General features: G+C 66.7%; 23 protein-coding genes and 1 pseudogene. 2 read left to right on the top strand and 22 right to left on the bottom strand.

Annotated features, from left to right (window positions below; all coding sequences use genetic code 11):
- Positions 1-143: 143 nt before the first annotated feature.
- The 10 genes and pseudogenes from C3B71_RS12745 to C3B71_RS12700 all read right to left on the bottom strand — a co-directional run bounded on the left by C3B71_RS12745 (position 144) and on the right by C3B71_RS12700 (position 10,696).
- Positions 144-2,054, bottom strand: coding sequence for a BglG family transcription antiterminator (locus C3B71_RS12745; RefSeq protein ID WP_073329131.1), 1,911 nt, complete (start codon positions 2,052-2,054; stop codon positions 144-146).
- A 6-nt stretch (positions 2,055-2,060) separates the two neighbouring features.
- Positions 2,061-2,702 (bottom strand): AAA family ATPase, encoded by a 642-nt coding sequence (locus C3B71_RS12740; protein ID WP_199912510.1) that lies wholly within the window; start codon positions 2,700-2,702, stop codon positions 2,061-2,063.
- 23 nt (positions 2,703-2,725) lie between these two features.
- Positions 2,726-3,571 carry a class II fructose-bisphosphate aldolase gene (locus tag C3B71_RS12735; protein ID WP_108968521.1) on the bottom strand — a complete coding sequence of 282 codons (846 nt, stop codon included), beginning with the start codon at positions 3,569-3,571 and terminating at the stop codon, positions 2,726-2,728.
- 71 nt (positions 3,572-3,642) lie between these two features.
- Positions 3,643-4,080 (bottom strand): hypothetical protein, encoded by a 438-nt coding sequence (locus tag C3B71_RS12730; RefSeq protein WP_108968519.1) that lies wholly within the window; start codon positions 4,078-4,080, stop codon positions 3,643-3,645.
- 10 nt (positions 4,081-4,090) lie between these two features.
- On the bottom strand, positions 4,091-5,383 hold the full coding sequence (locus C3B71_RS12725) for a PTS sugar transporter subunit IIC (RefSeq protein WP_108968517.1): 1,293 nt from the start codon (positions 5,381-5,383) through the stop codon (positions 4,091-4,093).
- Positions 5,380-5,688, bottom strand: coding sequence for a PTS sugar transporter subunit IIB (locus tag C3B71_RS12720; RefSeq protein ID WP_073329144.1), 309 nt, complete (start codon positions 5,686-5,688; stop codon positions 5,380-5,382). The genes C3B71_RS12725 and C3B71_RS12720 overlap by 4 nt, the downstream gene beginning before the upstream one ends.
- 60 nt (positions 5,689-5,748) lie before the next feature.
- Positions 5,749-6,204 carry a PTS sugar transporter subunit IIA gene (locus tag C3B71_RS12715; protein ID WP_108968515.1) on the bottom strand — a complete coding sequence of 152 codons (456 nt, stop codon included), beginning with the start codon at positions 6,202-6,204 and terminating at the stop codon, positions 5,749-5,751.
- 212 nt (positions 6,205-6,416) lie between these two features.
- The gene (locus C3B71_RS12710) at positions 6,417-7,241 is read right to left on the bottom strand and encodes an alpha/beta hydrolase family protein (RefSeq protein ID WP_108968512.1); all 825 of its coding nucleotides are present in this window, start codon (positions 7,239-7,241) and stop codon (positions 6,417-6,419) included.
- Between the two features lie 200 nt (positions 7,242-7,441).
- Positions 7,442-8,304, bottom strand: a pseudogene (locus tag C3B71_RS12705) (PspA/IM30 family protein).
- A 295-nt stretch (positions 8,305-8,599) separates the two neighbouring features.
- Complete coding sequence (locus tag C3B71_RS12700) at positions 8,600-10,696, bottom strand: TPM domain-containing protein (protein WP_234415919.1); 2,097 nt, start codon at positions 10,694-10,696, stop codon at positions 8,600-8,602.
- Positions 10,697-10,977: 281 nt separating this feature from the next.
- Here C3B71_RS12700 and C3B71_RS12695 point away from each other — a divergent pair, with 281 nt between their 5' ends.
- Complete coding sequence (locus tag C3B71_RS12695) at positions 10,978-11,886, top strand: type 1 glutamine amidotransferase (RefSeq protein ID WP_108968506.1); 909 nt, start codon at positions 10,978-10,980, stop codon at positions 11,884-11,886.
- A gap of 34 nt (positions 11,887-11,920) precedes the next feature.
- On the opposite strand, the gene C3B71_RS16560 is transcribed toward C3B71_RS12695, so the two are convergent.
- The 12 genes from C3B71_RS16560 to C3B71_RS12635 form a co-directional block, all read right to left on the bottom strand.
- Entirely contained in the window at positions 11,921-12,169 is a 249-nt protein-coding gene (locus C3B71_RS16560) for an NTP pyrophosphohydrolase (protein WP_234415918.1), read from the bottom strand.
- A 509-nt stretch (positions 12,170-12,678) separates the two neighbouring features.
- Positions 12,679-13,281, bottom strand: a complete 603-nt coding sequence (locus C3B71_RS12685; protein WP_108968504.1) for a hypothetical protein — start codon at positions 13,279-13,281, stop codon at positions 12,679-12,681.
- A gap of 274 nt (positions 13,282-13,555) precedes the next feature.
- Positions 13,556-13,705: a hypothetical protein gene (locus tag C3B71_RS15970; RefSeq protein WP_159097695.1), complete on the bottom strand. Its 150-nt coding sequence runs from the start codon at positions 13,703-13,705 to the stop codon at positions 13,556-13,558.
- Positions 13,706-13,837: 132 nt separating this feature from the next.
- Entirely contained in the window at positions 13,838-14,452 is a 615-nt protein-coding gene (locus tag C3B71_RS12680) for an Imm5 family immunity protein (protein ID WP_073333893.1), read from the bottom strand.
- Between the two features lie 65 nt (positions 14,453-14,517).
- Positions 14,518-16,287, bottom strand: a complete 1,770-nt coding sequence (locus C3B71_RS12675; protein ID WP_159097694.1) for a hypothetical protein — start codon at positions 16,285-16,287, stop codon at positions 14,518-14,520.
- Positions 16,288-16,352: 65 nt separating this feature from the next.
- Positions 16,353-16,664: a type VII secretion target gene (locus C3B71_RS12665; RefSeq protein WP_159097693.1), complete on the bottom strand. Its 312-nt coding sequence runs from the start codon at positions 16,662-16,664 to the stop codon at positions 16,353-16,355.
- 71 nt (positions 16,665-16,735) lie between these two features.
- Positions 16,736-17,149 (bottom strand): YbaB/EbfC family nucleoid-associated protein, encoded by a 414-nt coding sequence (locus C3B71_RS12660; RefSeq protein WP_108968496.1) that lies wholly within the window; start codon positions 17,147-17,149, stop codon positions 16,736-16,738.
- A 211-nt stretch (positions 17,150-17,360) separates the two neighbouring features.
- A complete protein-coding gene (locus C3B71_RS12655) occupies positions 17,361-19,073 on the bottom strand; it encodes a DNA repair helicase XPB (RefSeq protein WP_108968494.1) in 1,713 nt (570 codons plus the stop codon).
- A gap of 97 nt (positions 19,074-19,170) precedes the next feature.
- Entirely contained in the window at positions 19,171-20,427 is a 1,257-nt protein-coding gene (locus C3B71_RS12650) for an alcohol dehydrogenase catalytic domain-containing protein (protein WP_199912509.1), read from the bottom strand.
- Positions 20,424-21,884, bottom strand: a complete 1,461-nt coding sequence (locus C3B71_RS12645) for a PTS mannitol transporter subunit IICB (protein WP_108968492.1) — start codon at positions 21,882-21,884, stop codon at positions 20,424-20,426. Before C3B71_RS12645 ends, C3B71_RS12650 begins: the two co-directional genes overlap by 4 nt.
- On the bottom strand, positions 21,881-22,606 hold the full coding sequence (locus C3B71_RS12640) for a nucleoside/nucleotide kinase family protein (protein ID WP_073329180.1): 726 nt from the start codon (positions 22,604-22,606) through the stop codon (positions 21,881-21,883). The genes C3B71_RS12645 and C3B71_RS12640 overlap by 4 nt, the downstream gene beginning before the upstream one ends.
- Positions 22,603-23,046, bottom strand: a complete 444-nt coding sequence (locus C3B71_RS12635) for a PTS sugar transporter subunit IIA (protein ID WP_083565647.1) — start codon at positions 23,044-23,046, stop codon at positions 22,603-22,605. The genes C3B71_RS12640 and C3B71_RS12635 overlap by 4 nt, the downstream gene beginning before the upstream one ends.
- Positions 23,047-23,168: 122 nt before the next feature.
- On the opposite strand from C3B71_RS12635, the gene C3B71_RS12630 reads away from it, so the two are divergent.
- On the top strand, positions 23,169-24,140 hold the full coding sequence (locus C3B71_RS12630; protein ID WP_108968490.1) for a sugar-binding transcriptional regulator: 972 nt from the start codon (positions 23,169-23,171) through the stop codon (positions 24,138-24,140).
- The last annotated feature ends 84 nt before the right edge of the window (positions 24,141-24,224 follow it).

Here is a 24,224-nt window from a genome sequence, read left to right as displayed (position 1 = left end):
CCCCCCCGCACTGGCGTATACACCAGTCGCCAGCACCACACCCTCAAACACGAAGAACCCGTAAAACGTCCTCTAAGGTCGTAAACCGCATCCAAAGGTCGTGCTCGCCTCGGACGGCGCGGAACGCCGGCGGCCTGCCCCAGTCACAGCACGTCCAGCATGGTGGCGACGAAGGCGTCGTAGGAGTCGGCTGCGGCCAGGCGGGCGACCTTGGCGGGATCCACCAGCGCCTTGATCACCGCGTCGAACACATCTCCGAAGGCGTCGCGGCTGTCCGCGGACAGGCACAGCATGGCGATGAGTTTGACCGGCGTGCCGTCCCAGTCGACGGGCCGATCGGCCAGGCACACGGCAATCGCAGTGCGCGCCGCAGTCATCTCAATCGTGTGCGGAATCGCGGCACCGGAGGTGAAGGCCGTGGTGGACAACCGCTCCCGCTCCTTGACCTGATCCAGGAACTCCGGGCCGACGGCGCCGGCACGGGCGAGCAGACTCGCCGCACTTTCCAGTGCGGTATCGCGGTCCTGTCCGTCCGGGATCCGGGTGAACAACTCCGGCTCCATCACCGTAGTCAGCCAGGCGGCGGCCTTGAACCGCTTGTGGCCGGCCGCGATATCCGCCGTCATCTCTCGAATTCGTTCCAGATCTGCGTCCGTCAGCAGCAGCCCCGTGCGGATCACCGGCACATCGGGCGCGTTCGGCAACGGCACTGTGCTCACAATCAGGTCGGCGGCCAGGTCGGGCCCGACGTCGTCGACGTCCGTGATCACCCGGTCCACTCGCCCGGTTCCAGCCACCGCGATCTCCACGGCGTGCATTAGGGAGACGTGGACGTCGTAGTAGCGGGGAACGACGACGGCTACGGCGACCTCGTCGTCCTGCGCGTGCATGGAGAGCAGGCGGCCGCCCACGTGGAAGGCGATGAAGCCGATCTCGTCCTCACTGACTTGGATGCCGGTCTCCACTTGAATCTGCCGGGCGATGAACACCGCCAATTCGTGCACCAGCGGGTGGGTGTTCTTCACGGACTGCCCCACCGGGATGCGGGCGGAGTCATGGTGCGCTGCCCGCTGCACCAGGCTCCGCACATGCATGGCGAGGAAGGCGATGAACCTGTCGTCCGCGAGGTCCACCAGGTAGTTCGCGTTGAGCTTCGCGACGATCCGGGTGACCATGGCCAGATAGTGCTCGTCGAGGAAGGCCCTGACCTCCGGGTTGGAAGTCTCCTCCGGATAGGCGGGGGCGGCCTTGGTCAGCAGCAGGAGCGCCAGGTAGGAGACCTCCCGCTCCGGCACCTGCACCCCGAATACTTTCGCCACCAGCTCGCTCACCGCGCGAGACACCGGGGCGAGCGCGTCGTCCGGGGGCAGCTGCGAATCGTGAACGGAGCGCCCGTGCCGCACCCGGTCGACCATGATGGCGATGTGGGCGACTAGCTCGTCGGCGGTCCACTCGTTGATGGACAACTGAAAGCCATCTAGCACTTCGCGCAGCTGCTTCTTGAAGCCCAGCAGTTCTGGCTCCCGAAGCCGGTGGGCGACTTCTGCGACGTCGATGAACTGGCGTCGACGCACGGCGGCCCCGGTGAGGATGCGCCGCATGAGACGGCGCTGCGCCGCCTCTTCCCCCTGAAGCGACAGTCGCTCGTGGTCGCGCGCCAGGCGCAGACCGAACTGGGCCACCAGCGGCCTGGCCTTGCCCAGGTCGGCCTCGATTGTGGAGTCGGAGACGTGCAGCTGCTCCGCCAGCTCGAATACGCTCACCGGCCCCTGGGCGGCGACCAATACGCGCAGGATATGTGCCAGCCGGGCCTCGGGACCATCATCCCGAGACCCGGCCGGCGCCGGCCGCATCCGTGCCCGTTCCAAAGCGCATGCATCCAGGCGGTAACCGGAGTGCGATGCGGTGATGACCCGCCCGTAGCGCTCATTGGCGGCGGTCACGTAGTTGCGGATCGTGCGCGTGGATACCGCCAGCCGCGCCGCCAGCTCGCCGGAGGAGAACGGCCGTGGCTCCTCGGAGAGGATCTGCAGCAGATCCTCGAAACTCGTCATGACGGCTCAGCTCCGCGCGGCGATCCAGTCGAGGATCGCCTCGTGATCAACGGTGTCCAGATCCGTGGCATCCACCTCCAACAGCTCGCCGAGCCGGAAGGTGTCATACCCGCGCGTGGTGCAGCGCCGGTAGAACTCCTCACGGCTCAGCAGGCCGGCGGCCTTGCTGCGATCCGGGAGCGAGTCGCCGCGGTGGTACCGGTCGACGATGTGGCCCAGATGCCGTGAGGGATCCAGGTCCCGCCGCTGCTGCCGTTCAAACAGCACCTCCAGGTCGGCGGTCAGGCGGATTGTCAACGCGGTGGCGCCGTAGCGCTCGCACAGTGCCCGCAGCGTCGGCAGCTGCTTAATGCTGAACGGGTAGTCGGACAGCACCAGCGGACGTTTGGAGTCGTCACTCATGTCGCCACTGTGAGCGTCACGGTTCAACGCGGCTTCAATCTCACCGAAGAAGATCCCGAGCGCCCTGCGGTCCAGGGCCTGCTTCTGCTCGGCGTTGTCGAACCCGTGCTCCTCCCACAGCTTCTCCTTGATGTCGTCGATGGACACCTGCGCGCAACCCGGGAAGCGTTCCCTTATGCGCGTGCACAAGTAGCTCTTACCGGTGCCGGGCAGGCCCGCGACCAGGACGAGGATTGCTCCACTCACCGTCGCCTCGCAGCTCGCCGGGGTCATTCGGGCCGACGCCCCATGAACAACGCGATCTTGTGGGCGACGATCTCACCGACGACGTCGTTGCAGGGCACGATGTTGTTGCGCAGCGAGCTGTTGACCTTGGTGGCCCCGAAGGTCTCCTGCGCCTTGCGGGTCCAGCCGACCAGCAGCTCGGTGCCGACGTTGAACTTGCGGATGCCCTTGGCGGTCAGTTCGGGGTAGTCCGCCTCGTCCACGCCGGTGCCGCCGTGCACCACCAGGGGCACGGCGACGGCGTCATTGATGCGGCCGAGCAGGTCCAGGTCGATCTTGGTCTTCGACTTGAACTGGCCGTGGTTGGTGCCGATGCTGACGGCGAGCGCGTCGCAGTCGACCTCGGCAAGGAATTGCTGGGCCTCCTCCGGCTGGGTGTACTTGCCCTCCCGGTTGCGGATGCCCTCCTCGGTGCCTCCGATCGTGCCGATCTCCGCCTCTACGGAGACGCCGTGCTCATGGGCGAAGGCGACCACGCGGCGCGACTTGGCGACGTTCTCGGTGAAGGGCAGCTGGGAGCCGTCGAACATGACCGAGGAGTATCCGGCGGCGATGGCGTCGCGGATATCGGTCAGATCGGTGGCGTGGTCCAGGTGCAGGGCGACGTCGACGATCTCGTCCTCCGCCATGGCCCGGCACACCGCCACCAGGTTCTTCATGCCCACGTAGCGGGCGGTGCCGGGAGAGGTCTGGATGATGATCGGGGAGCCCAGATCCCGGGCGGCGCGGATCATCGCGGGGACCATCTCCAGGTTGTGGGCATTGAAGGCGCCGACGGTGTAACCGAGGCGCCGGGCCTCGGCGAGCATCGGGGTGATGGGGATATACATTTGGGCGTTTCCTTTTGGGATTGAATGGGTGAACGATTGCTTCGGGCAGTGCGCCCGGCAGGGGCGCTCGTCTAGAACTGCGAGCGCATGACGCGCTTGGACAGGGCGGTCAGCTCGTCGAGCTTCACGGTCCACTGCTGGATGGCGGCGTCGTCGCGGGCCCTGGCGGCCTGCCTCAACTGGTCGTTGTAAAGCGTGAGCAGTGCGTTGTAGGCCGGGCCGAACTGCTCGCGGATCGCCATGGACGCCTCGTAGCTGTCGATCGCGGCGGTGGCGTCGCCCAGTTCCTGTTGGAGGCCGCCGAGCTCGTTGAGGAGCTTGATCCGCGCCTCGGGATCGGCCTGTTCCTCCAGCTGTGCGGTGAGCGCGGCGGCGCGTTCGCGCAGGGCCTCTTGGTCGGAAGCGGTTTGCGCCGCTGGTGTCTCAACCGCCTCGCCCGTCTCGACGGCGTCGGCGGACGCCGTCGACCGGTGCTCGGCCTGCTTCCGGTTTCTGCGGAATAGTCTCATCTCGCCGCCCTCAGAACGCGTTCATGATGGGGCGGACGATGTAGGCGAACAGCAGGCCGGCGGTGATGGTATCGACGTCGGTCGCGGACAAATTGGGGAAGCCCAGGTTCATGAAGGTGGTCACCAGCAGTGCCGGCAGCAGCGTGATGAACAGGCCGTGCACCACGCCGCCGATGATGGCGCCGCGGCGCCCGCCCACGGTGTTGCCGAAGATGCCGGCGGTGCCGCCCGCGAAGAAGTTCGTCAGCATGCCGGGCACGATCACCGCGAAACCGACGGCCGGAAGAGCCACCATGGCGATCAGGGTGCCGATCGTAGTGGTGATGAAGCCGATGACCACCGCATTGGGGGCGTAGGGGAACAGCACCGGGCAGTCCAGCGCGGGCTTGGAGTCGGGCACCAGCTTCATGGAGATACCGCGGAAGGCGGGGACGATCTCACCCAGCAGCAGCCGCACACCGGCCATCAGCACGTAGACGCCGACGACGAACTGGATGGACTGCAGGAAGGCGTACATCATGTAGTTCATGGTTCCGACCTGCTCGGCCACCGGCTCGGGTCCGGCGACCGCCGCGACGATGAGGAACAGCGGAGTCATGACCACGGCGAGGGACATGTAGGTGTCCTGCAGGAACTCCAGGGAGCGGGGGAGCTTGATGTCCTCCGTGGAGGGCTGCTTCTCGACGTTGCGCTTGCGCACGAGCCAGGCGACCCCCGCCTCAACGAGGTAACCGATGGTGCAGAAGTGTCCCAGCGCGATCGCGTCGTTACCGGTGATGCGGCGGACGATGGGCTGGGCCAGGGCGGGCATGGCGACGCAGAAGAAGCCGCCCACCACGCTGGCGGCGAGGATGAGCCCGGCACCGCGCAGTCCGGCCGCGTAGCCGAAGATGACGGTCATCGTGGACATCCACAGCAGGGCCTGACCGGTGAGGAAGATGTACTTCCACGGGGTGAATCGCGCCAGCAGGATGTTGACGACGAAGATGCCCAGGAACGCCAGCGCGATCTGCCCTCCCAGGCCCATGTTGTTGGTGGCGTAGCCGTTGACGGCCTCAATGCTCGGCACGATTCCGGTGGTGTGGAATGCCGCCTGGAACATCACGCCGAAGTACGTCAGTGTGGTCACCAGTACGGCCGATCCCGCCGAGAGCACGTAGAAACCGAGAATGGTCTTGAACGTACCCATGATGACGGCGCCGACACCCTTTTTCTGCAGGATGAGGCCGAGCATGGCGATCAAGCCGATGATGATCCCGGCCTGGGTGAGGACGTTGTTGATGATCCAGTTGATTACGGTCATGCTCGGGCCTCCTTCTCCTGCACGACCGGGAGTAGCTTCTCCGCGATCTCGGTCTTGTCAACGATGTTCTTGAGGAATACGAATGAGATAGCGGGGTCGAGCTCGTACTTCTCGATCGTGGGCTTGAAGTTCTCCGCGGAGACGATGATGTCCGCGCGCACGCCCGGGATTCCGGAAATGGCCTCGTGTCCGAGGTTGGCGCGAATGCCTGCGTCGGCTAGTACCTCTTCCGCTTCCATCTGGCAGGCCAGGCTGCTGCCGAGTCCGGCACCGCAGATGAAGTAGATATCGAGTGGTCTGGTCATGGGATACTCCTTCGTGTCGTGACCTTGCCGTTTGAAATGGGGTGGGTGCCCCAGCTCGGGTCAGTCCTCCTGCCGGAGGATTCGCTGAAATTCATCGACGGTTTTCGCCGCGATGAGCCGCTCCTGCTTCGGGCGGTCGCCGGCGATAGCGACGAATTCTCGGAGCGCTTTGAGGTGGGAGTCGTCGTCGACGGCCGCCAGGCAGAAGACGATGTCGACGGGGTCGTTCTCCGGGTGATTGAAGTTGACGGGGTCCGCCAAGGTCATGACGCTCATGGCCTGGCGCACCACTCCCGCCTCGGGCCGGGCGTGGGCGAGAACCAGGTGTGGCGAGAGCACGATGTACGGGCCGAACCGGTCAACTGCGTCGATCATTGAGTCGATGTACGCGGCGGTGATTGCACCGTCCGCGAGAAGCGGCTGGGCGACGGCGGCAATCGCCTGTTGCCAGGTCGCCACGTGCTTATGGATGATCACGTGATCATCGGTGATCAGGTCGGTCAGTGCTGTGCTCATGCGTTTGGTCCTCCGTGCGCATGAGTATCGGAGCCGGCGGCGTGAGCTGGCCAACAGAAGTTTTTCCGCCTGTGGGTGCCTTGGCGGAAAAAGTGGGCGGGGCGACGTGCCTGGTGGGTGCGCCTCGTGGATCCGACCGACCCGGGCAGGTAACCCCTGCCGACCTCGGCGAAGGTAGCGGGAGGGTCAGCGCGGGGCCGTGAGTGCGGAATTCAGCTCAAACGGCGGATGACCCACTCGGTGCTCAGCCGGGCGACCTCACGAGCGGCGTCATCGCCGTCGGCCTGTACCTGGTACAGGCGGCTGCCCTCCGGCAGGAGCGGGAAGGCCTCGGTGGCCGCCTCCGCCGTGTCCGGGAACTCCTCGGTCAGCGCGCCGTGCAGCATGAGGATGGGCCAGGGCAGATCCGCCATGGTCTTCTCCGGCGTCTGCAGGGAGACGTCGGCGAGCGTCTCCTTGCTCAGCACGTCCCACTCGCGCGAGTTGGGGTTGTCGTCGGGCAGGCGGGTCAGGCCGTGCCGGTCGAGTTCGTCGAGCTGTTCGGGGGAGAAGACGTTCTCCCACAGGATGGACTGCGGGCCGACGACGGCCCCGGCGACGACGGCGGTGCGCACCTGCGCGGGACGGGCCAACAGGGCGGCCGTGGCGCCGAAGCCGTTGGCGTGGATGGCCTGGCGGACGTAGCCGCGGTTGGCGAGCCAGGCGGACACGGCCTGCAGGTCCTCGATCTCGCCGGCCAGGGTGATCACGTCGTCGTCGGACTCACCCAGGCCGGAGAAGTCGAACTGGAGCGTGGCTAGGCCGGCGCGCCGGTACTGCTCGGCAAGTGCGTCCAGCCGATGGTCCAGGCCGTGGCGGTCGGTGAGGAAGTCGTGGGCGAGGATTACGACGCCTTCTTCGCGCGGCGGAACGGGACGTCCGGAATTGATGGCTTCTTCGTCGAAGGCATCGGGGTCGAAGGGGGCGGCGCCGTCGGGCAGGTGCATCGTCGCGGCGAGATTGATGCCGCGGGCGGTGTCGATGCGCAGATTCGGCATAGGGCAAAACTAAGGCACGGCCCGACGCAAGTCACGAGCATGGAGCGCTTCGCAGGAGCGATTGCGCTGGCAGCGTGACTATGGCGACCCGGTGTCAGCTGCAGCCGGGTGGCCGATGCCGCATCGGTGCCCGTCCCACGGATGGGACGGGCACCGACGCGCAAGCCGGTAGGCGGCCAGACGGCCTCGCCGGCACGGGCTCAGTACGAGGAGGCGTCGTCGTCGGTCTCGGCGGCGTCCTGCGCGTCCTCGGCGTCCTGCGCGCTCTCGGCCTTGAGTGCCTCGAAGGCGGCGTCGACATCCCCATCGGTGATCTGCGCGGGGCGGAGGCGCCGGGCAGGGCGGCGTTGCCGCCGGCCTTGAGGGCCGCCAGACGCGCCTCGGCCTCCAACTGCTGGTCGGAGGACTCCAGCTCGGCGAACTGTGCCTCCAGCGAGGCCCCCGCGATCTCCATCTGCCCGGCGGCCTGCGCCTCGACGCGGCGCACCTGGTCCTCGTAGCGGGACAGCTCGCTGGTGGGGTCCATGATGTTGATGGAGCGGATGGCGCCCTGCACCTTTACCTGGGCCTCGGCGTTCTTCTGCCGGGCGACCAGCTGGTCGCGCTTGGTCTGCAGCTCACCGAGCTTGGTCTCCATCTGCTGCAGACCGGTCTTGAGCTGGTCGACGACCTGCTGCTGGGAGGCGATCATCGGCTCGGCCTGCTTGGCCTCGTTCTCAGCAGCGATCTGCTTGGTCAGCGCGATCTTCGCCAGGGAGTCCCACTTGTCGGCCCCGGCGGCGTCCCCGCCGGCACGCAGCTCGTCGGCCTTGCGGGAGGCGGCCAGCGCCTTGTTGCCCCAGTCCTTGGCCTCGGCGACGTCCGCGTCGTGGTCCTTCTCCGCCAACCGCAGGTTGCCGATTGTCTGGGCGACGGCGTCGCGCGCCTCGGCGATGGAGGCCCGGTAGTCGCGCACCAGCTGGTCGAGCATCTTCTCCGGGTCCTCGGCGCGGTCGATGAGGGCGTTGATGTTGGCGCGGGTGAGCTGGGCGATGCGCCCCAGGATCGACTGCTTCTCAGCCATGTGGTTTCCCTTCGTCGTGCTCGCCCGACGGCCGGGGAGCGAATGGTATGGGTATGGATGCCCTTGCGGGCTGTATGCGTCCACCTTATGAGCAGACTATGCGCATAGGCGCAGCAGCCGACGGAGTGGGTCTGCCGGCGCCGTCACCGGGCCATACTTCCAGGAAACCGCGCCCGATCGTCGGAAAACGACCGGCATTGTCGACGACGATTCCTCTATCCGGCCCGTCTGTGGTCCGCCTACGGTGGGGCGTGCCGACGTGTGGTGTAGCCCCGAGGCGACGCGACCAGCCGATTCAGAAACGGCCGCCGCCACCACCGAAGCCGCCCCCGCGGCCGCCGCCGAAGCTGCCGCCTCCGCCGCCGAAACCACCTCCGCGGTGGCCGCCGCCGAAGGAGCCTCCCCGTGGGCCGCCGAAGCCGCCACCCCGTGGTGGCTGTGGCGGGCGCGGGCCGCCGCCCCAGCCGCCGTAGTTCCGGTTGCCTCCCAGGAGGATGCCGCCGAGCACGAGTGAGCCCAGGTCGATGCCGCCAGAGCTGGAGGACCCGCCCGACCCGGAGCCCCAGGAGCCGGATCGCCGCACGTCGGCCTCCGCCTGCGCCTGCGCCTGTGCCACCAGCGACTCCCCGGAGGTGACCTCGGCCAGGGCCGCCGTCGGGTCGGTGTTCTGCAGGGAGGTGGCGGCCGCCGCGTGCCGGGAGGCCTCGGCCAGGGCGGTGCGTGCGGGGGAGCCGACGGCGCCGCGATAGCTGGTGATGTAGGAGGTCACCGCGGAGATCTGCGAGTTGAGCCGCCCCAGGCGAGAGACCAGGGAGGCGCGGGCACGCGAGTCGTTCTCCTCCTGCTGGCGTGCCGGCGCCAGGGCGGCGTCGAGCGCCGACTCGGCTCGGGCCAGGTGGTCCAGGGCGGCCAGCGGGTCGCCGTCGGGATTCGAAGCGGCGCGGCCCTCGGCCACGGCCGCCTCGGCGTCGGCCACCAGCGGCTGCAACGACGCCGCGGGCACCTGCCCCGCCAGCCGCTGGGCATCCACCAGGTCGGCAGAGATCGAGGCGATCGCCGCCTCCAAGTCGGCGTCGGCCCGCTCCAGCCGCTCGCGCACGCCGCTCACCTGCCCGGCCAGCTCGCCCGCCTGGGCGATTGAGGCCTGGGCGATGCGCACCTGCTCGACGGCGGTGGACTGATTGCCGGCGTCCATGCTGGCCCGGGCCTGGTCCAGCGCGGCCCGGCCCGCCTCTACCAGTTTGTGGGCGCGCGCGGGCGCCTCCGAGATGGAGGTGAGTGCGCTGTCGGGGTAGGTGGCGTGGAGGGTGACCAGCAGCGTGTCGGCCGCGGTAATGGCCTGCTCGGCCTCGTCGGCGCGCTGGGCGGTCTCGGTGATGGAGCGCGGCAGGTTCTCCTCGATGCCGCGCCGCTCCTTGAAAGCCGCCTCCTGCGCCTGGATGGCGGCGGTGGCCTCGTTGCAGCGGGACAGAATCTCCTGGCAGAGCTGCCGCTGGCGGGTCTCATCCCCGGGGGCGTCGTCCAGTTGGCCGCGCAGCTCGAAGGCCAGCGCCACCTGCTCCTGGGCGGCGGTCAGGGCGGCGGTGAAGTCATCGGTGGCGGACAGGCCGAACTGGGCCTGCGCGTAGGACAACTCCTCGGCCGCGGAGCGCACGGCGTCGTCGGTGCTGACCAGGGTGGCGCCGGCGCGGGTGCGCAACGCCTCCAGAGGCTCGGCGGGCTGGACGGCCTTGCCGGCGCCCTTCTTCCGCTTGCGGCTGCGGTTGTAGGCGACGGCGCCCACGGCGCCCGCACCGACGACGGCCAGGCCCACTCCCAGGGCGGTGCCGGAGACGCCCGAGCCGGAGCCGGCGGCGTCCGCGATGGCGGTAACCGCGCCGTCGTAGTCGCCGTTCCTCAGGGCTTGTTGGATGTCGCCGCGTACGGAGTCGAGCTTGGAGTCGGACCAGACGGAGTCGTAGGCGGAGCCGCCGAAGGCGAAGCTGTTGGCGCCGTCGGCGGGCAGGTTGATCACCAGCAGCAGGTCGGTGGTGTCGAACCCGGAGGCCTCCCAGGCCTTGGCGGCGTACTGCTCGGCGGTCTGGGAGTCATCGCTCATGGTGACGATCCACAGGCCGACGCCGTCCTCAGCCAGCTCGTCTACGGCCGCCTGCGCGGCGTCATCGTCGAGGATGCCGGCGTCGTCCGTGACGTGGTCGGCAATGCGGGTTGACACCTCGGCGGGTGCCACCGCGGTGTTTACGGCACCACCGGTGCCACCGGAGGCGGTGGCGAAGGCATGCGGCCCGGCGTGTGGTGCGGCGCTCGCCGTCGCCGCGGTCCCGGCCGCGCCGACGAGCAGCACAGCGCCGAGCACGAGCCGGACGGCGCGGCGTGCCGCGGGCGTGCTCAAGGAGGCCGCGGGTCTGCGGGTCCTGCAAGAACGATAGGTGCCGGCAGAGGCAGTGGCGCCCGTGGACGGGCGGGCATTTGATCGCATCGGGGACATCGTCCCCGCTAGCAGGCGCGGCGGCAAGCGGTTTCGCCCCCGGCACGCCATGCCGGCCGACCTCGGCCCGTAAGATCAGCCGACCTCGGTGATCGGGCGGGGTGGGGAGTGCGACCGTGCGTCTTCCGGCTCACAGCTGCGACGTCGGGCTTGCGCTGACCGCGCTCGCGGCTTCAATTGTCCCCATGACCGACGCCACCGTCCCTGTCGACGCCGCGGCTCTAGCCGCCGTCCCCACGTCCACCGCCCCGATCATCACGGTGATCGAGCCCGAGCCGCATGCTCCCATCGGCCGCCTGCGCGAATGGCTGGCCGCGGAGGGGCTTACCCTGCGTATGGTGCGCCCCGAGGCCGGGGATCCGCTGCCGAGCCTGGACGACTTGGGTGATGGCCTGGTGGTGCTCGGCGGCCCCATGAGCGCCCACGCCGAGGCCGACCACCCCTGGATCACCCCGCTGCGCGACCTCCTGCACGGCGTCGTCGAGACGTGGGTGCCCGCCGTCGCCATCTGCCTGGGCGCCCAGATCGCCGCCGAAGCGATCGGCGGGACCACCGCCGCGCCCTCTCCCTACGGAACCGAGCGCGGCGTCGTCGACCTGGAGCTTAAGGATGCGGCCGCCGCCGACCCACTCTTCTCCGAGATCGTCGATGAGGCCGTCCGCGCGGCCGTGCGCGCAGGCATCTCCACCCACGACGGCACCCGGCTGCCAGTGCTCGTCTCCCACGACGACGGCGTCGTGAGCCTGCCCGCGACGGCCACGCTGCTGGCCTCCTCCGCGGGCGCGCCGGTGCAGGCCTGGCGTGCCGGCCGCCTGCTGGCGCTTCAGCACCACCCGGAGTCCACGCCGGTGCGGATGGAGCGGGTGGAGTCGCGCATAACCGCGTGGAAGCTGGGCGCGGTTGACGACGTGGAGGAGCTGAAGCATCTCTCCGACGCTGATCTTCCTGCCGAGGCGCTGGCCGCCGGGCGACGCGTGCGCGCCGACGCGGAGCGGGCCGAGCCCGTGGTCCAGGCATTCGGGCGGGCGCTCGCCCGCGTGCTGGCGCGGCAGGCCCGCGCTCATCGTCTGCACAAAGCTTCGGCGAACGTCTGAATCGGCGGTATTGACCGGTCCTCAGGGTATGGGGCTAGACGTCGATTACGCGCAGCAGCTGGGGGTCGGGGAGGCGGCCGTTGATGATGTAGTCGCGGAAGACGGGAACGGCCTGCTGGCCGGTGAAGATCTCCTCGGGGTGCAGGTGGATGGTGTAGGGCTCGGGCGAGCCGTTGTCCCAGGACAGTGGCACCCACCGGTCAGGGTCCGCGACGGGTTCACGGGCCAGCACGTAGTGGATGTAGCCTCCGTCCGGGTTGGGGACGCGGGCCTCAATCGTCAACGCCCGATTCGACCCAGCCGCCTGCATATACCGCATCTGCTCAGGATCATCATCAGCCAACTCATCAGGAAACCTCACCCTCTCCGGCAAAGGCTGAACACCCAAAGCAAACCGAGGACCCCGGTAAGAAATGTCGGGTAAGTCAGATCATGCGCGATGTCGTCGGCTATCATCTCCGGAGTCTGACGAACCTTGAATCGCTCCCCTCGCCCGTGACGAGCATCCACATTCCAAGTTACGAAGTAATTCACTATTCGCTTCCTTTCATGCTCTGAGGCGGTTGGTCAGTATTGTCTGGGTGCTTGAAGGAGTTCGACCTCGGTGATTTCGATGACGCGTCCGTCCGGCAGCGTCACCCGGGCGGGGTTGTCCGGCGAGACCAGGCTGTCGAACGGCTTCTGCTGTACTCCCCGGCGTGCACTACCGGACTTGAGTCAGGCAAGACAGGGCGGCCCGCCCCAGGGGCTTGTCAGCGCCCGGGGCGGGCCACCCTGTGAGGAGGTGGGGGTTCAGGCGTTCTTGGGCCAGGTGTCCAGGATGGTGGGGTAGGTATCGGGGCTGCCGTAGGTGAACACCGCACCGTTAGCGGTGGGGTAGGAGGCCGTGGCCAGGGCACCGGCCTGCGCCCAGTGCGGCGAGGAGGCCGGGAAGAACAGCTTCCACCCCTGCACATAGTCATACGGCTCCGGCTTATCATTGAGCGGATGATCCGAGCGGGAAAGGCCCCCGATCTCGGGATCCAGAATGTCTGCCCCCATGGCAAGCAGACGATCAGCCAACGCACCGTTGGTGGCGATAAGCTCAGCGAACTCACTACTGTGGAACTCAAGCAATACGCCACCTGTGTCAGGCTGCCACCCGCCGATCCTCACCATGATGGAGGCACCGTCGGCCCGGTCCACATCCCCAGAAAACAGCGCGAACATCACACCAGACAGGTCAGGCTCGATGTTGGCGTGCATGACGGCGAGATACTCCTCCAGGGTGGTGATCTCCGGATTTGCCGCAGCCTTCGCCTTAGACGTATCGCTCTCGCGCCACGGGTCCAGGGTGGGATGCAGGCCCCGCAACTGCTGGATCAGCTCCCAGGACCGCGCAGCCTCCTCCTCCATGCGCTCCTCCTGCCCCGGACGACGCATCCTAAAGCCAAGTTTCCAATTTGCCGCCATCGGTGGGGTCCCTCCTCGGTGTTCCTCTGCCCTGCTTAAGGGTACCAGAAGCGAATGCGCTTGGCGTGGTTTAGAAGTTCGGTGGAGTGTGCACCAACTCAATACCAGCAGGGAAATCCCCAGCGCTTTGCATGTCTTTGAGCAGGTCGAGCATTTCGGGTTCGGCCACATGCCAGCGTATAGGCGTACTGGCGCCAACCGCCCACACCGCGTCAAGTTAATCATTTGCTGAATCAACCATCTCGGTAATGACGTTGTCGCCGAATGGGGTTTTGGTGAGGTTGTAGTAGAAGCCCTTGGCGTCGTGGAGGGCACCGTCGTAGAAACCGCCGAACTCCACGCCGTCGACGTAATAGGAGTCCTTCACGGTAACCCCGGTGACCTGCTCCTCATACGCCTGGGAACGAATAGAGAGATTGTTCTCCCCCTCACCCTAGACACCTCACCGCGGGCTGGCCTGCTCCAAACCGCTTTCGAAGACGGTTGCCTCTGTCTGGCGTCATTCTGCAAGGACCTGGGGGATAGCCTCATCCAAGTACCAGGTCCAAAACTCTCGACGCGCCTCCACATCAGTCTCCTCAATCGGCTGCCAATTCAAAGCACCCGCAGCTGCACTAGCGCAGCTATAACTCGGCTCAAGCGAGTCTGGCAGCAGCTCATCGTCGTCCGTTTCCGGATCCGCGGTATCGTAATCAGGGTTACGATAACAGGCAGATATCACTGTACGTGAAGCGGCGTCAGCCACAAAGGTGGCAGGCTGAACGATGGCATCAAATGACGAGACACTGTCAAGAACGTTGTCCAAAAAGGTTTCCGCGCGCCACTCCGCCTGCTCTGGGTCGGCTTGCTCGTTGACGAGTTCTTGTGCGAGCGTAAGCATCTCGCTAACCCCTGCGTCACCAGGGAACCCCCGGTCCCAGATGTGCTGGACTCGCTTGACGCACAGAATCGCCAACTCTACACGACGCCGATAAGTGGCGTCATCGTCGTCAGGGTCCTGCATTGCGGCCCAAATACGTCTGCGCACACCAAGCGGTAGGATTGCCTCGTCGCTTGAAGAAAGCGCGGTTCTACCAGCAGATATTTCCCGATTGAGGACAGTCGTGTCGATCATGTGAGTTCACCTTCCTTGAGTGAGGCATGTTATGTACAAGGACGTATTACGGCACCTCTGTTTCGTTAAGGTTTGACGACGCTGCCATCCGGACGAAACAGCCAAGTGCCCCTCGGGTCCGTGACGCGCCATTCGCGCCCTTCGTATGCTGCAAGCTTTCGGAAGTATCCCATGCAGTCAGGGCAGATGTTTTTGGAGACGCCAATGTCCGGTTCCTTGGCGATGAGAGACTGTTGGCGCTCGGCGTGCGAAGCCTTGCACTGACCTAAAACGCCATGATCTCTGCCGCCCATGTCCACCGGCGGATGCCCGATTTCTCTTTGCTTGGCAAGCACTTCGTCGACATTCGGCTTATGGAATTCGGAAGGGCGATTGCCGCCCCATCCGCTTAATGTTTTGTTGTGGTCGGATGAAACAGCCTTTGTCCTGTTCCTTTCGGTCTTCGGCAGTTGGCGTTTTGCGTCTTGCGCTCTCCGGTAAGCAGCTTGGGACTTTGCGTTAGGGCTATTCCGCGATGGCCCGCTCTCGCTCTTACCGCCGATCACGGGCTTCGGGTCGACGGTTTTGGGCTGGGGTTTGGGCTGCGGGCTACGTGGCGACTGGCCGCCTTTACCGGCGCCCTTGCCGCTGCTGCCTTTACCACCGCCTCCGGCTCGGGGTGGGGTTCGGCCGGCCCGGGGCGTGCTGGGCGTGCGGGGTGTGTGCGGGACCGGGCCCATGTTCGCCATGGCGGGGTGGGGGCCTAGGCCCTTCAGCCCGTCGGACAGGTTGTCCATTAACGTGGTGGCTCGTTTGAACACGTCCCCCAGGCTGGAGGCGGACCTGACCACCGCGGTGACCTCACGCTCCAACCGGGTAGCCCACTTGAACACGTCCGACGCCAGGGAGGGCACCGCCCAGATAGCCGCCGCCCCCGCAGTCAGGGCGGTGGCGGCCAGCTTGATACTCAGCTTCGCCAGCACATCAGCGATCGCATCACGCACCATCTCATGCACGATCTGCACGATCACCGACGCCACCGTCAACCCCTTGGAGATACCCCCAGCCAGCGACGCCGCCAACGACAACCGGGCCGCGTTATCCGTCTGAAACGACTTATACGCATTGACCGCTTCGGAGGACTGCCCGGCCAGGCGCACCTGGATCGAGTCGGTCAGATCCACGCTGCACGTGTTCAGCTTGGTGGCGATGTTCGCCCACGTGTCCGCACCCGCAGTCACCTGACCCGGATCACCAGTGAGCTCATACAACCAGGTCTTGAGCGGATCCAGGTGCTCAATCGCCCACCCAATCGCACTGCCCAGCACCTCACCGATCGGATCAGTAACCAAAGCGACCGTGTCGGCGACCGTGCCGAAACCAGCCAGCGCGTCATCCACCCACGAATCCGTCTTCAACGCATCAACAACATCCTGGCCATCCTCAACCAGACGCAGACCCGACAACCCCGTCGACGAATCCTCCGCCTGCGCAACCAACGGATTACCACCACCGGCAGACGACCCACCACTGGCACTGCCGCCACCGAACGACCCGCCGGAGCCACCAAACCCGCCACCACCGGCGTAACCACCACCGGTGCCACCACCGGCGTAACCACCGGTACCGCCCCCGTACTCCCCAGCAGGCAAACCACCAGTACCCACACCGCTACCGTCACCGCCGCCGAAGCTGCCACCACCGCCACCGAAACCACCACCGCCGGCGCCGAAGCTGCTGCTACTACCAGCAGCCGTAGTGGCGGTAGCAGTACCGGCGGTGGCAGTAGCAGTGGTGCTGGTGGTGATGGGCTGGCCGGTGGCCGGATCACCCATCAGCTCAAAGTACTTATTCACAGGGACCCTCCAATAAAGCTACGAATTCAGGAACAGCAGCGACGCCCCAGTGCCGGGGCCACCGGCTACCAGCCGCTCAGCGCCCGGGCGCCGGCAGCAGCATCGGCGTCGGTCTCATCCAACTCCTGCGCCACAGTGCGCAAGTCCATGCCCGCCTCCTCCACACTCTCACCCGTACCGGCAACCGCGCCATTGACCGCCGTAGACAACAACGCATACGCCGGCACAAACAAAGGCGAGCACATCACCCCGAACGCGTCCGAGGCCAGGGCCTGCCCTGCGGCATCCAACGCCACGTCCACACCGTCAGCCACCCCCAGGGCGTCACCACCACCCGAACGCAGCACACCGGTATCAACCTCAATACCAGCAGTCACAATCATCAACTCCCCACGCACCGAAACGAAACGAACACTCACTCAGGCAAACACCAGACAGCCGCACGACCTCAACGCCGCCCCGACCCGCCAGGCCCATCCCAGCCCGCAGGCCGCACCGGCATGGGCGCCACCCCCCACGCAGGCCGCCCACTAGATGCGCCCCCGGCAGGACCGGAGGCGGCCGCGCCCCCACCGGCCCCACCGCCGGTGGTGTCCTGCTGGTAGGACTCCAGCACCCGGCGGCCCAGAGCCGAGTCCGCCCCCAGGGTCTCATCCACCACCAACCGCACCTGCTCGGTCGCCCGCCGACGCGCATCCGCCAAAGCCGCCATCACCGCCTCCGACAGGCCCCGCAAAGACAAGCCCTCACTAGCGGGCAGGAACGTGATCCCCACCAGCCGGCCCGCCACATCAACCTCCACACGCACCTCACGACCCCGCGAAACCCCCCGAGCCCGGATACCCTCAGCCCGCTCCTGCATTCGCGCAGCCGCCCGCGCATCCCGCCGAGACCGCTCCACATCCGCACGAATCCGCGCCAAACGCGCCTCCAGGGAAACATCCTCCACACCCGCGACGGTAACGACCCCATAACCCTCGCACCACCCAAACCCCACGTGACAATGACCACAACCCGCCACCGAGGCCACCAAGCAGCCACCACAGCGAGATCCCCGATGCCGTCTGCGCGGACTACCTGGACGCCTGTAGGTCCTCCAGATCTTCGGCGTCGACCACCTCGTAGGCGTAGCCCTGTTCTGCCAGGAAGCGCTGCCGGTGCGCGGCGAACTCCTGGTCCACCGTGTCGCGGGCGACCACCGTGTAGAAGTGCGCCTGCCGCCCGTCGTCCTTGGGGCGCACGATCCGTCCCAGCCGCTGCGCCTCCTCCTGCCGCGACCCGAAGGAGCCCGACACCTGCACCGCCACCGAGGCGCCTGGCAGGTCGATGGAGAAGTTGGCGACCTTGGAGACCACCAGTGTGCTCACCTCCCCGGAGCGGAAGGCCTCATACAGGCGCTGGCGCTCACGCACCGTCGTCGCCCCGGTGATCAGCGGCGCCCCCAGGTGCTCGGCCAGCTCCTCCAGTTGGTCCACGTACTGGCCGATCACCAGCGCCGACTCCCCGGGGTGCCGGGCCAGCAGGGAGTCCACGATGCGCAGCTTCGCCGGCGTGGAGGCGGCCAGCCGGTAGCGCTCGTCGGCCTCGGCGGTGGCATAGGCCATCCGCTCCCCGGCGTCCAGGGTGAGTCGCACCTCCGTGCACACGGCCGGGGCGATCCACCCCTGATTCTCCAGGTCCTTCCACGGGGCGTCGTAGCGCTTGGGTCCGATGAGCGAGAACACCTCGTCCTCCCGCCCGTCCTCACGCACCAGCGTGGCGGTCAGCCCCAGCCGACGGCGGGCCTGGAGGTCCGCCGTCATGCGGAAGATCGGGGCGGGCAGCAGATGGACCTCGTCGTAGACGATCAGCCCCCAGTCGCGGGCGTCCAACAGATCCAGGTGCGGGTAGACGCCCTTCCGCTTGGTGGTCAGCACCTGGTAGGTGGCGATCGTGACCGGGCGGATCTCCTTGCGTGAGCCGGAGTACTCGCCGATCTCGTCCTCGGTAAGGGAGGTGAAGCGCAGCAGTTCCTGCTTCCACTGCCGCGCCGAAACGGCGTTAGTCACCAGGATCAGGGTGGTGGTGGAGGAGCGGGCCATGGCGGCCGCCCCCACCAGGGTCTTGCCGGCCCCGCACGGCAGTACGACGACGCCGGAGCCTCCCGCCCAGAAGGCGTCCACCGCCTGGGCCTGGTAGGGGCGCAGCGCGAAGGCGTCCGGCACGCCCGCGGCCACATCCGCCGCCGAGTCCCGCAGCGCGATCGGGTGCGCCTCGCCGTCGACATAGCCGGCCAGGTCCTCGGCCGGCCAACCCAGCTTGATCAGCTCCTGCTTGAGGTGCCCGCGCTCGGAGGGGTGCACCACCACGTCCGCATCGCCCAGGCGCGTACCCAGCAGTCCCTTGGTGCGCTTGGAGCGCATCACCTCCGCCAGGACGGGGGCGTCGGTGGCGTGCAGTACCAGCCCGTGCGCCGGGTCGGTCACCAGCTGCAGCCGTCCGTAGCGCCCCATGGTCTCGGCGATCTCGGTCAGCAGGGCGTGCGGCACCGGGAAGCGCGAGTAGGTGATGAGCACGTGGACCACCGTCTCCGCATCCAGGCCGGCGGCGCGCGCGTTCCACAGGGCCAGCGGCGTGATCCGGTAGGTGTGAATGTGTTCGGGGGCGCGCTCGAGCTCGGCGAAGGGCGCGATGGCGCGGCGGGCGTCGGGGGCGTCGGGGTGGGCGACCTCCAGCAGGACGGTCTTGTCACTCTGGACGATCAGGGGGCCGTCGGGCAGGGTGGGGGAGTAGCCGGAATCTGACATGGGCGGGAGTATCGCAGCCGTGGACCGCCGCCCGCCGTGACCCAGGCGACGCCTTCACCGCCAGCGGAGCGGCGCCCACGAGAAGTGCGTCGCGGGGTCAGGAGAAGTTCTCCAAAAGGAAGGCTTCGGCCTCCTCGCACCAGATGCCATCGTTGGCTTCAACGATGTCGGCAAGAGTCGCGTATCTGCGGTCCTGGGCGGCCTTGGCTCGCAGATCGGCGAGTGCCACGAGCGGCATGGTTGCCCAGGGGTAGAAGAGCTTCTTCCCGCCGGGAGTTTCCTTGAAGTGCTCCAACGTGTGGGGAACGGCGTCGAGCCCGCCCACATGAGTGATCATCAGAGAGGGGCTCAACTTGCCCTCGGCGGTCAGCTGGAGGGCCTCGAGCATGTCCGACCGCGCCCCACCGGATGTGCCCACTACGTGCGCGGACTCGTAGTGGACGTCGTAGAAGTTGAATGTCGCGGAGAAGTCCTTGTCGGTCGGCCCGGCGAAGAAATTCAGACAGCAGTCTCGGCCCTTGAGCCGGTCCGCCATCTCCAACAGGGGGCGGCTGGCGGCAAAGACCATGATGTCGTCGAAGCCCATGCCATGGGGGGTGTGTCCGCGCAGCAGATCAACGGGGTCGTCGCAGCCCGCCGTGTTGAGGTACACCAGCCGGCGGCCCGTTCCCTCCAGCCGTTCGGGCGGCAGGAGTCGTCGCGCGCGATCTAAACGCGTTTGGTCAATGTCGGTGACGATGATCAGAGTGGGCTGGTACGGGCCGTTGAGCGCGTACTCGACGGCGGCCAGGCCCATGGGGCCCGCCGCTCCTAGGAGAGCGAGTGCCCCGCCCCTCTTGATGCCCATCTCGTGCTCGTAGACGTACTGGGTTGTGTGGTAGCTCGCATGAAAGGCGCCGATGATGCACATGAGCGGCTCGGCGAGACAGCCATTGGCCATGTAGGTGCCGTCGTAGGGGAGGATCGCGTCCTTGTCGATCGCGACCTCGGGGACGATCGTGTACGTCGCGTCCCCGCCGTAGGCCGGGTAGCTGTAACCGGGGGAGTAGCCCGAGGGCAGTCCCATAGCGGGTTGGATGACGATGCGCTGCCCCACCCGGTAGCGGCCGGTCAACTCCGAGCCGACCTCGGCGATCTCTCCGCTGAATTCGTGGCCGGTCATGACTGGGTGCTCGGCCACGTCGTCGGGCACGCGCTTGTGCTCGGCACCGAGGCAGTACGCCTTGTAGGTCGAGTAGCACATGCTCGATGCCGCTACCTTCATGAGAACCTCGCGGGGTCCGAGCGGCGGCAGCTCATTCTCGGCTAGTACCGCCTTGTGAGCGCCTGCGATGTAGACGGCCCTGGTCTTCACTTGTCCGCCTCCTGCTGGGACTCGATCCGGGAGTAGAGGTCGTCGATGTGGGCGTCGGAGAGGTAGTTCTCGATGGAGACGATCTCAACGCCCGGGTTGGCATTGGCTGCTCTCTCGGCGAGGTTCTTGTGCGTGACGATGACGTCAGCGTCGTCGGGAACCCTCTCAATGGCGGTGTTGCCGACCTCGAGGCTGATGCCGGCCTCGTCAAGCCGTTTGCGGAACAGGCTGGCGCCCATGGTGGACGATCCCATGCCGGCGTCGCAGGCGAAGATGACCTTGCCGATGGTCTTGGTCGCAACCTGCGTTCCGTCAGCCGTTACGGCCGCGAGCAGGCCCTTGCCCTCCTGCTTCATGGCGGCGCTGCGGGCTCGCGCCTGCTCGAACTCGGCGTCGCCGATGGCGGCGTCCTTGCGGGCGGAGGCGCGCAGCAGGGCTGCGTTGACGAGGAAGGAAACGAGGGTGGCTACGACGACGTCGGCGACGATGCCCAGGTGGTTGCCGCGGGGCGTGAGCATGATGTAGGCGAAGATCGACCCCGGCGAGGGGCCGGCCACCAGGCCGGCGTTGAAGACCTGCGCGGTGGCGATGCCTGAGGCCGCGCCGGCCATCATGCCGAGCAGGGTGATCGGCTTGGCGAGCACGTACGGGAAGTAGATCTCGTGGATGCCGCCGAGGAAGTGGATGATCATGGCGCCCGGGGCGGTCTCCTTCATGATCTTGTTGCCGGAGAAGAGCCAGTAGGCGATGAGCAGGCCCAGGCCGGGGCCGGGGTTGGAGGCGAGCACGAAGAAGATCGACTTGCCGGCCGTCTGGGCGGCCTGCATTCCGAGCGGGTAGTAGATGCCCTGGTCGATGACGTTATTGAGGAACAGCACCTTGGCGGGCTCGTTGAGGACAGCGACCAGGGGGAGCACGCCGGTGTTCACAAGGGCATTGATCACCCAGGTCAGACCGCTGTTTAGCGACTCGATGACGGGGCCGATGAATTTGAAGGAGATGATGCACAGGACGAATCCGATGATGCCCAGGCCGAAGTTGTTCACGACCATCTCGAAGCCGGGGCGGATTCGGGGTTGGATGATCCCGTCCCACCTCTTGATGATCCAGGCGCTGAGCGGGCCCATGACCATCGCGCCCAGGAACATCGGTATGTCGGAGCCGACAACGAGTCCGATGGTTCCGATGACGCCGGCGACGCCGCCGCGCTGGCCATGCACGAGGTGGCCTCCCGAGTACGCCAGCAATAGGGGGAGCATGTACTTGATGAGAGGATCAACTAGCGTATTGAGGCTCTCATTGGGGATCCATCCGTCGGGGATGAATAGCGCGGTGATCAGGCCCCAGGCGATGAAGGCGCCCATGTTCGGGATGACCATGGCGGTGAGGAAACCTCCGAATGCCTGCAGGCGTGCGCGTCCCGAGGGCGAGGGTGCAGTGGATTGGTGAGTGGTCATGCGTGGTCACTTTCGTGTAGAAGCCCGTCGCGATCCATGGTGAGGACGAGATCGGTGCCGTTGCGGAATGAGTGGTTGAGGGCGCGTTGGATATTGGGGCCGTCGCTGCGCTCGTAGAAGGAACGGGCGGCGTCCGTACTGAGGCCTCCCTGCACCTTGCGTGCTATGAGGCGTCTGGCGAGGAGTTCTTCGGGCGCGGCGATGAAGACGGTCAGGTCTGCATGGCGGCGAAGACTCCGCCAGCCGGGTTCGTCGAGGAGTAGCCAGTTGCCCTCTACGAGAACATGTGAGGCAGTCAGTGCGTCGCCGTCGGTGACGACGTCGTGGAGTACTCGGTCATAGCGCGGCCAGGTGATGTCCTCCCGGCGTGCCCGTATGAGCGCACGGTTCAACGCCTCTAGATCGAAGCTCTCCGGCGCCCCCTTGACGTCGGCCAATGTGATGGCGCACCCGTCACGGACGATGGTGCGTCGGTCGAGTTCCGCCTGGGGCAGGTGGAATCCGTCCATGCCCACGCATTGAAGGTCCGGGGCGAGGCGTTGTGCGAGTATTTCGGCGAGAGTGGACTTGCCGGTGCCCGGCGGGGCGGCGAGGAAGGCGAAACTGCGGCGGCTCGCGGGCGGGCGCCGCATCCAAGCCGCGACTGCCGGTTCGAGCAGCTTCGAGACGCCATCGGAGTCCTCTTGAATCTCCTGCTCGAGGCCGTTGACGACGAGCCTCATGACTCTGACGGGGTGAGGATCTGTGCCACCCGGACGGGGTCCTCGGATTCGCGGAGCTCGTTCATGAGGCCGGAGTCCATGAGCGTTTCGGCCAGGGCGGTGAGGAGGGCAAGGTGCTCTTGGGAGTCATTGGCGGCGAGGGTGAAGAAGAGCCGGATCGGCATTGAGGGGTCGTCCATAAGGGCGACGTCCTCGGTGGTTGTCAGGAGGCTGAGCCCAGTACCGAGCGCTCCCTCCTCCGGGCGGGCGTGAGCGAGCAGAACTCCGGGGGCTATGAGCATGTAGGCGCCGTTGCGCTCGAGGCCGGCAAAGACGGCATCGACGTAGGTCGGCGTGATGAGTTGGTGCTGCTCGAGGAGTGCGGCGCTGCGCCTCATGAGGTCGCGCCAGTCGTCGGGGGGTGTCTGGAGGGCAAGCATTGAGGGGTCGACTGTGACCACGGCGGTCTCCTTGTGCTCATATGAGCATCATTGCTCGTATGGGAGTACAATAAGGGTGTAGGGCCGTGCGCGTCAAGGCCGCTCGGAACATATACGCTTGCTCAGACGAGCAAGGAGGTGCCGTGCCCGACGAAACTGGCCTGATGGTCGCAGTGGCGCGCGCCTACTACGAGGCGAACGAGTCGAAGGTTGAGATCGCCGAGAGAATCGGCATCTCGCGGTTCAAGGTGGCGCGACTGCTCGAGAGTGCCCGTGAAACCGGCATCGTGCAGATCCGTATCGTTGAGCCGACCCATCCCGATGATGTTCTCGGAGAGCGCGTCGCCGCCCACCTCAACCTGCGCGACTGCGTAGTAGTACCCGGTGCCAAGGACGAGAGCACCAACCGCCAGGCGCTGGCCCGCGCAGCAGCGACCGAGATCGCCTCCATGGCCGGTCGGGGGGATACGATCGGCTTCTCCTGGGGTCGCACCGTCGCCGAGATCGGCGCCCACGTCGGCCCCCTCGCCGACGCCAGAGTCGTCGCTCTCACGGGCGCTGTCGGGACGGACTTCGCCCTCTCGCCCGTCGACATCTTCCGCTCGGTCTCAACTCACTCCGGCTCGACCACGTTGTCGATCTTCGCACCGATGTTCGTCGACTCCCCGCAGACTGCGAAGGCGCTGCGGCAAGATCCCGCCATCGCCTCCGTCCTGGCCGCCTACGCCGACCTGTCACTGGCGGTCGTCTCGATCGGCTCTTGGGACCCGCCTGTGACCCAGCTAATGGATGCGCTGAGCGACGAGGAGAAACAACAGCTCGAGTCCGGCGGGGCCCGCGCCGAGATGCTCGGCATCTTCATTGACGACCGCGGACGAATAGTTCCCTGTACGGCTCAGAGCCGTTGCATCGCCATCACCGCGGCTCAGCTCCTGCGCACACCGCGCGTTCTCGCCGTCGCCGGCGGGTCTCAAAAGGTGCCTGCGATGAGGGCGGTCGCGTGCTCAGGCCTCATAACGTCCCTGGTCACCGACAGGAGGACCGCGCAGATGCTGCTCAACGGTCCCGCCGTCGGCGAGCGGACGCTCAACCGTGCTGAACGCATCCGGGGTTGAGCGCCAGGACCGGGTCGGTTCCCCCAGCCGAAGGTGAACGCTGTCAGAGAGGATGTCATGGTCATGGCCCGGCAGGCATCGACC

This window comes from Actinomyces sp. Z16 (genome assembly GCF_003111765.1).
Lineage (GTDB): Bacteria > Actinomycetota > Actinomycetes > Actinomycetales > Actinomycetaceae > Actinomyces > Actinomyces glycerinitolerans.
This window is presented reverse-complemented; position numbering and strand designations above follow the sequence as displayed.

Coding starts and splice junctions, on each gene's coding strand:
- C3B71_RS12680 (WP_073333893.1), bottom strand. CDS start 14,452: ATGATCGACACGACTGTCCTCAATCGGGAAATATCTGCTGGTAGAACC.
- C3B71_RS12660 (WP_108968496.1), bottom strand. CDS start 17,149: ATGCAGGAGCGGGCTGAGGGTATCCGGGCTCGGGGGGTTTCGCGGGGT.
- C3B71_RS12685 (WP_108968504.1), bottom strand. CDS start 13,281: ATGGAGGAGGAGGCTGCGCGGTCCTGGGAGCTGATCCAGCAGTTGCGG.
- C3B71_RS12735 (WP_108968521.1), bottom strand. CDS start 3,571: ATGTATATCCCCATCACCCCGATGCTCGCCGAGGCCCGGCGCCTCGGT.
- C3B71_RS12730 (WP_108968519.1), bottom strand. CDS start 4,080: ATGAGACTATTCCGCAGAAACCGGAAGCAGGCCGAGCACCGGTCGACG.
- C3B71_RS12725 (WP_108968517.1), bottom strand. CDS start 5,383: ATGACCGTAATCAACTGGATCATCAACAACGTCCTCACCCAGGCCGGG.
- C3B71_RS12745 (WP_073329131.1), bottom strand. CDS start 2,054: ATGACGAGTTTCGAGGATCTGCTGCAGATCCTCTCCGAGGAGCCACGG.
- C3B71_RS12695 (WP_108968506.1), top strand. CDS start 10,978: ATGACCGACGCCACCGTCCCTGTCGACGCCGCGGCTCTAGCCGCCGTC.
- C3B71_RS12720 (WP_073329144.1), bottom strand. CDS start 5,688: ATGACCAGACCACTCGATATCTACTTCATCTGCGGTGCCGGACTCGGC.
- C3B71_RS12640 (WP_073329180.1), bottom strand. CDS start 22,606: ATGAGGCTCGTCGTCAACGGCCTCGAGCAGGAGATTCAAGAGGACTCC.
- C3B71_RS12710 (WP_108968512.1), bottom strand. CDS start 7,241: ATGCCGAATCTGCGCATCGACACCGCCCGCGGCATCAATCTCGCCGCG.
- C3B71_RS12645 (WP_108968492.1), bottom strand. CDS start 21,884: ATGACCACTCACCAATCCACTGCACCCTCGCCCTCGGGACGCGCACGC.
- C3B71_RS12655 (WP_108968494.1), bottom strand. CDS start 19,073: ATGTCAGATTCCGGCTACTCCCCCACCCTGCCCGACGGCCCCCTGATC.
- C3B71_RS12715 (WP_108968515.1), bottom strand. CDS start 6,204: ATGAGCACAGCACTGACCGACCTGATCACCGATGATCACGTGATCATC.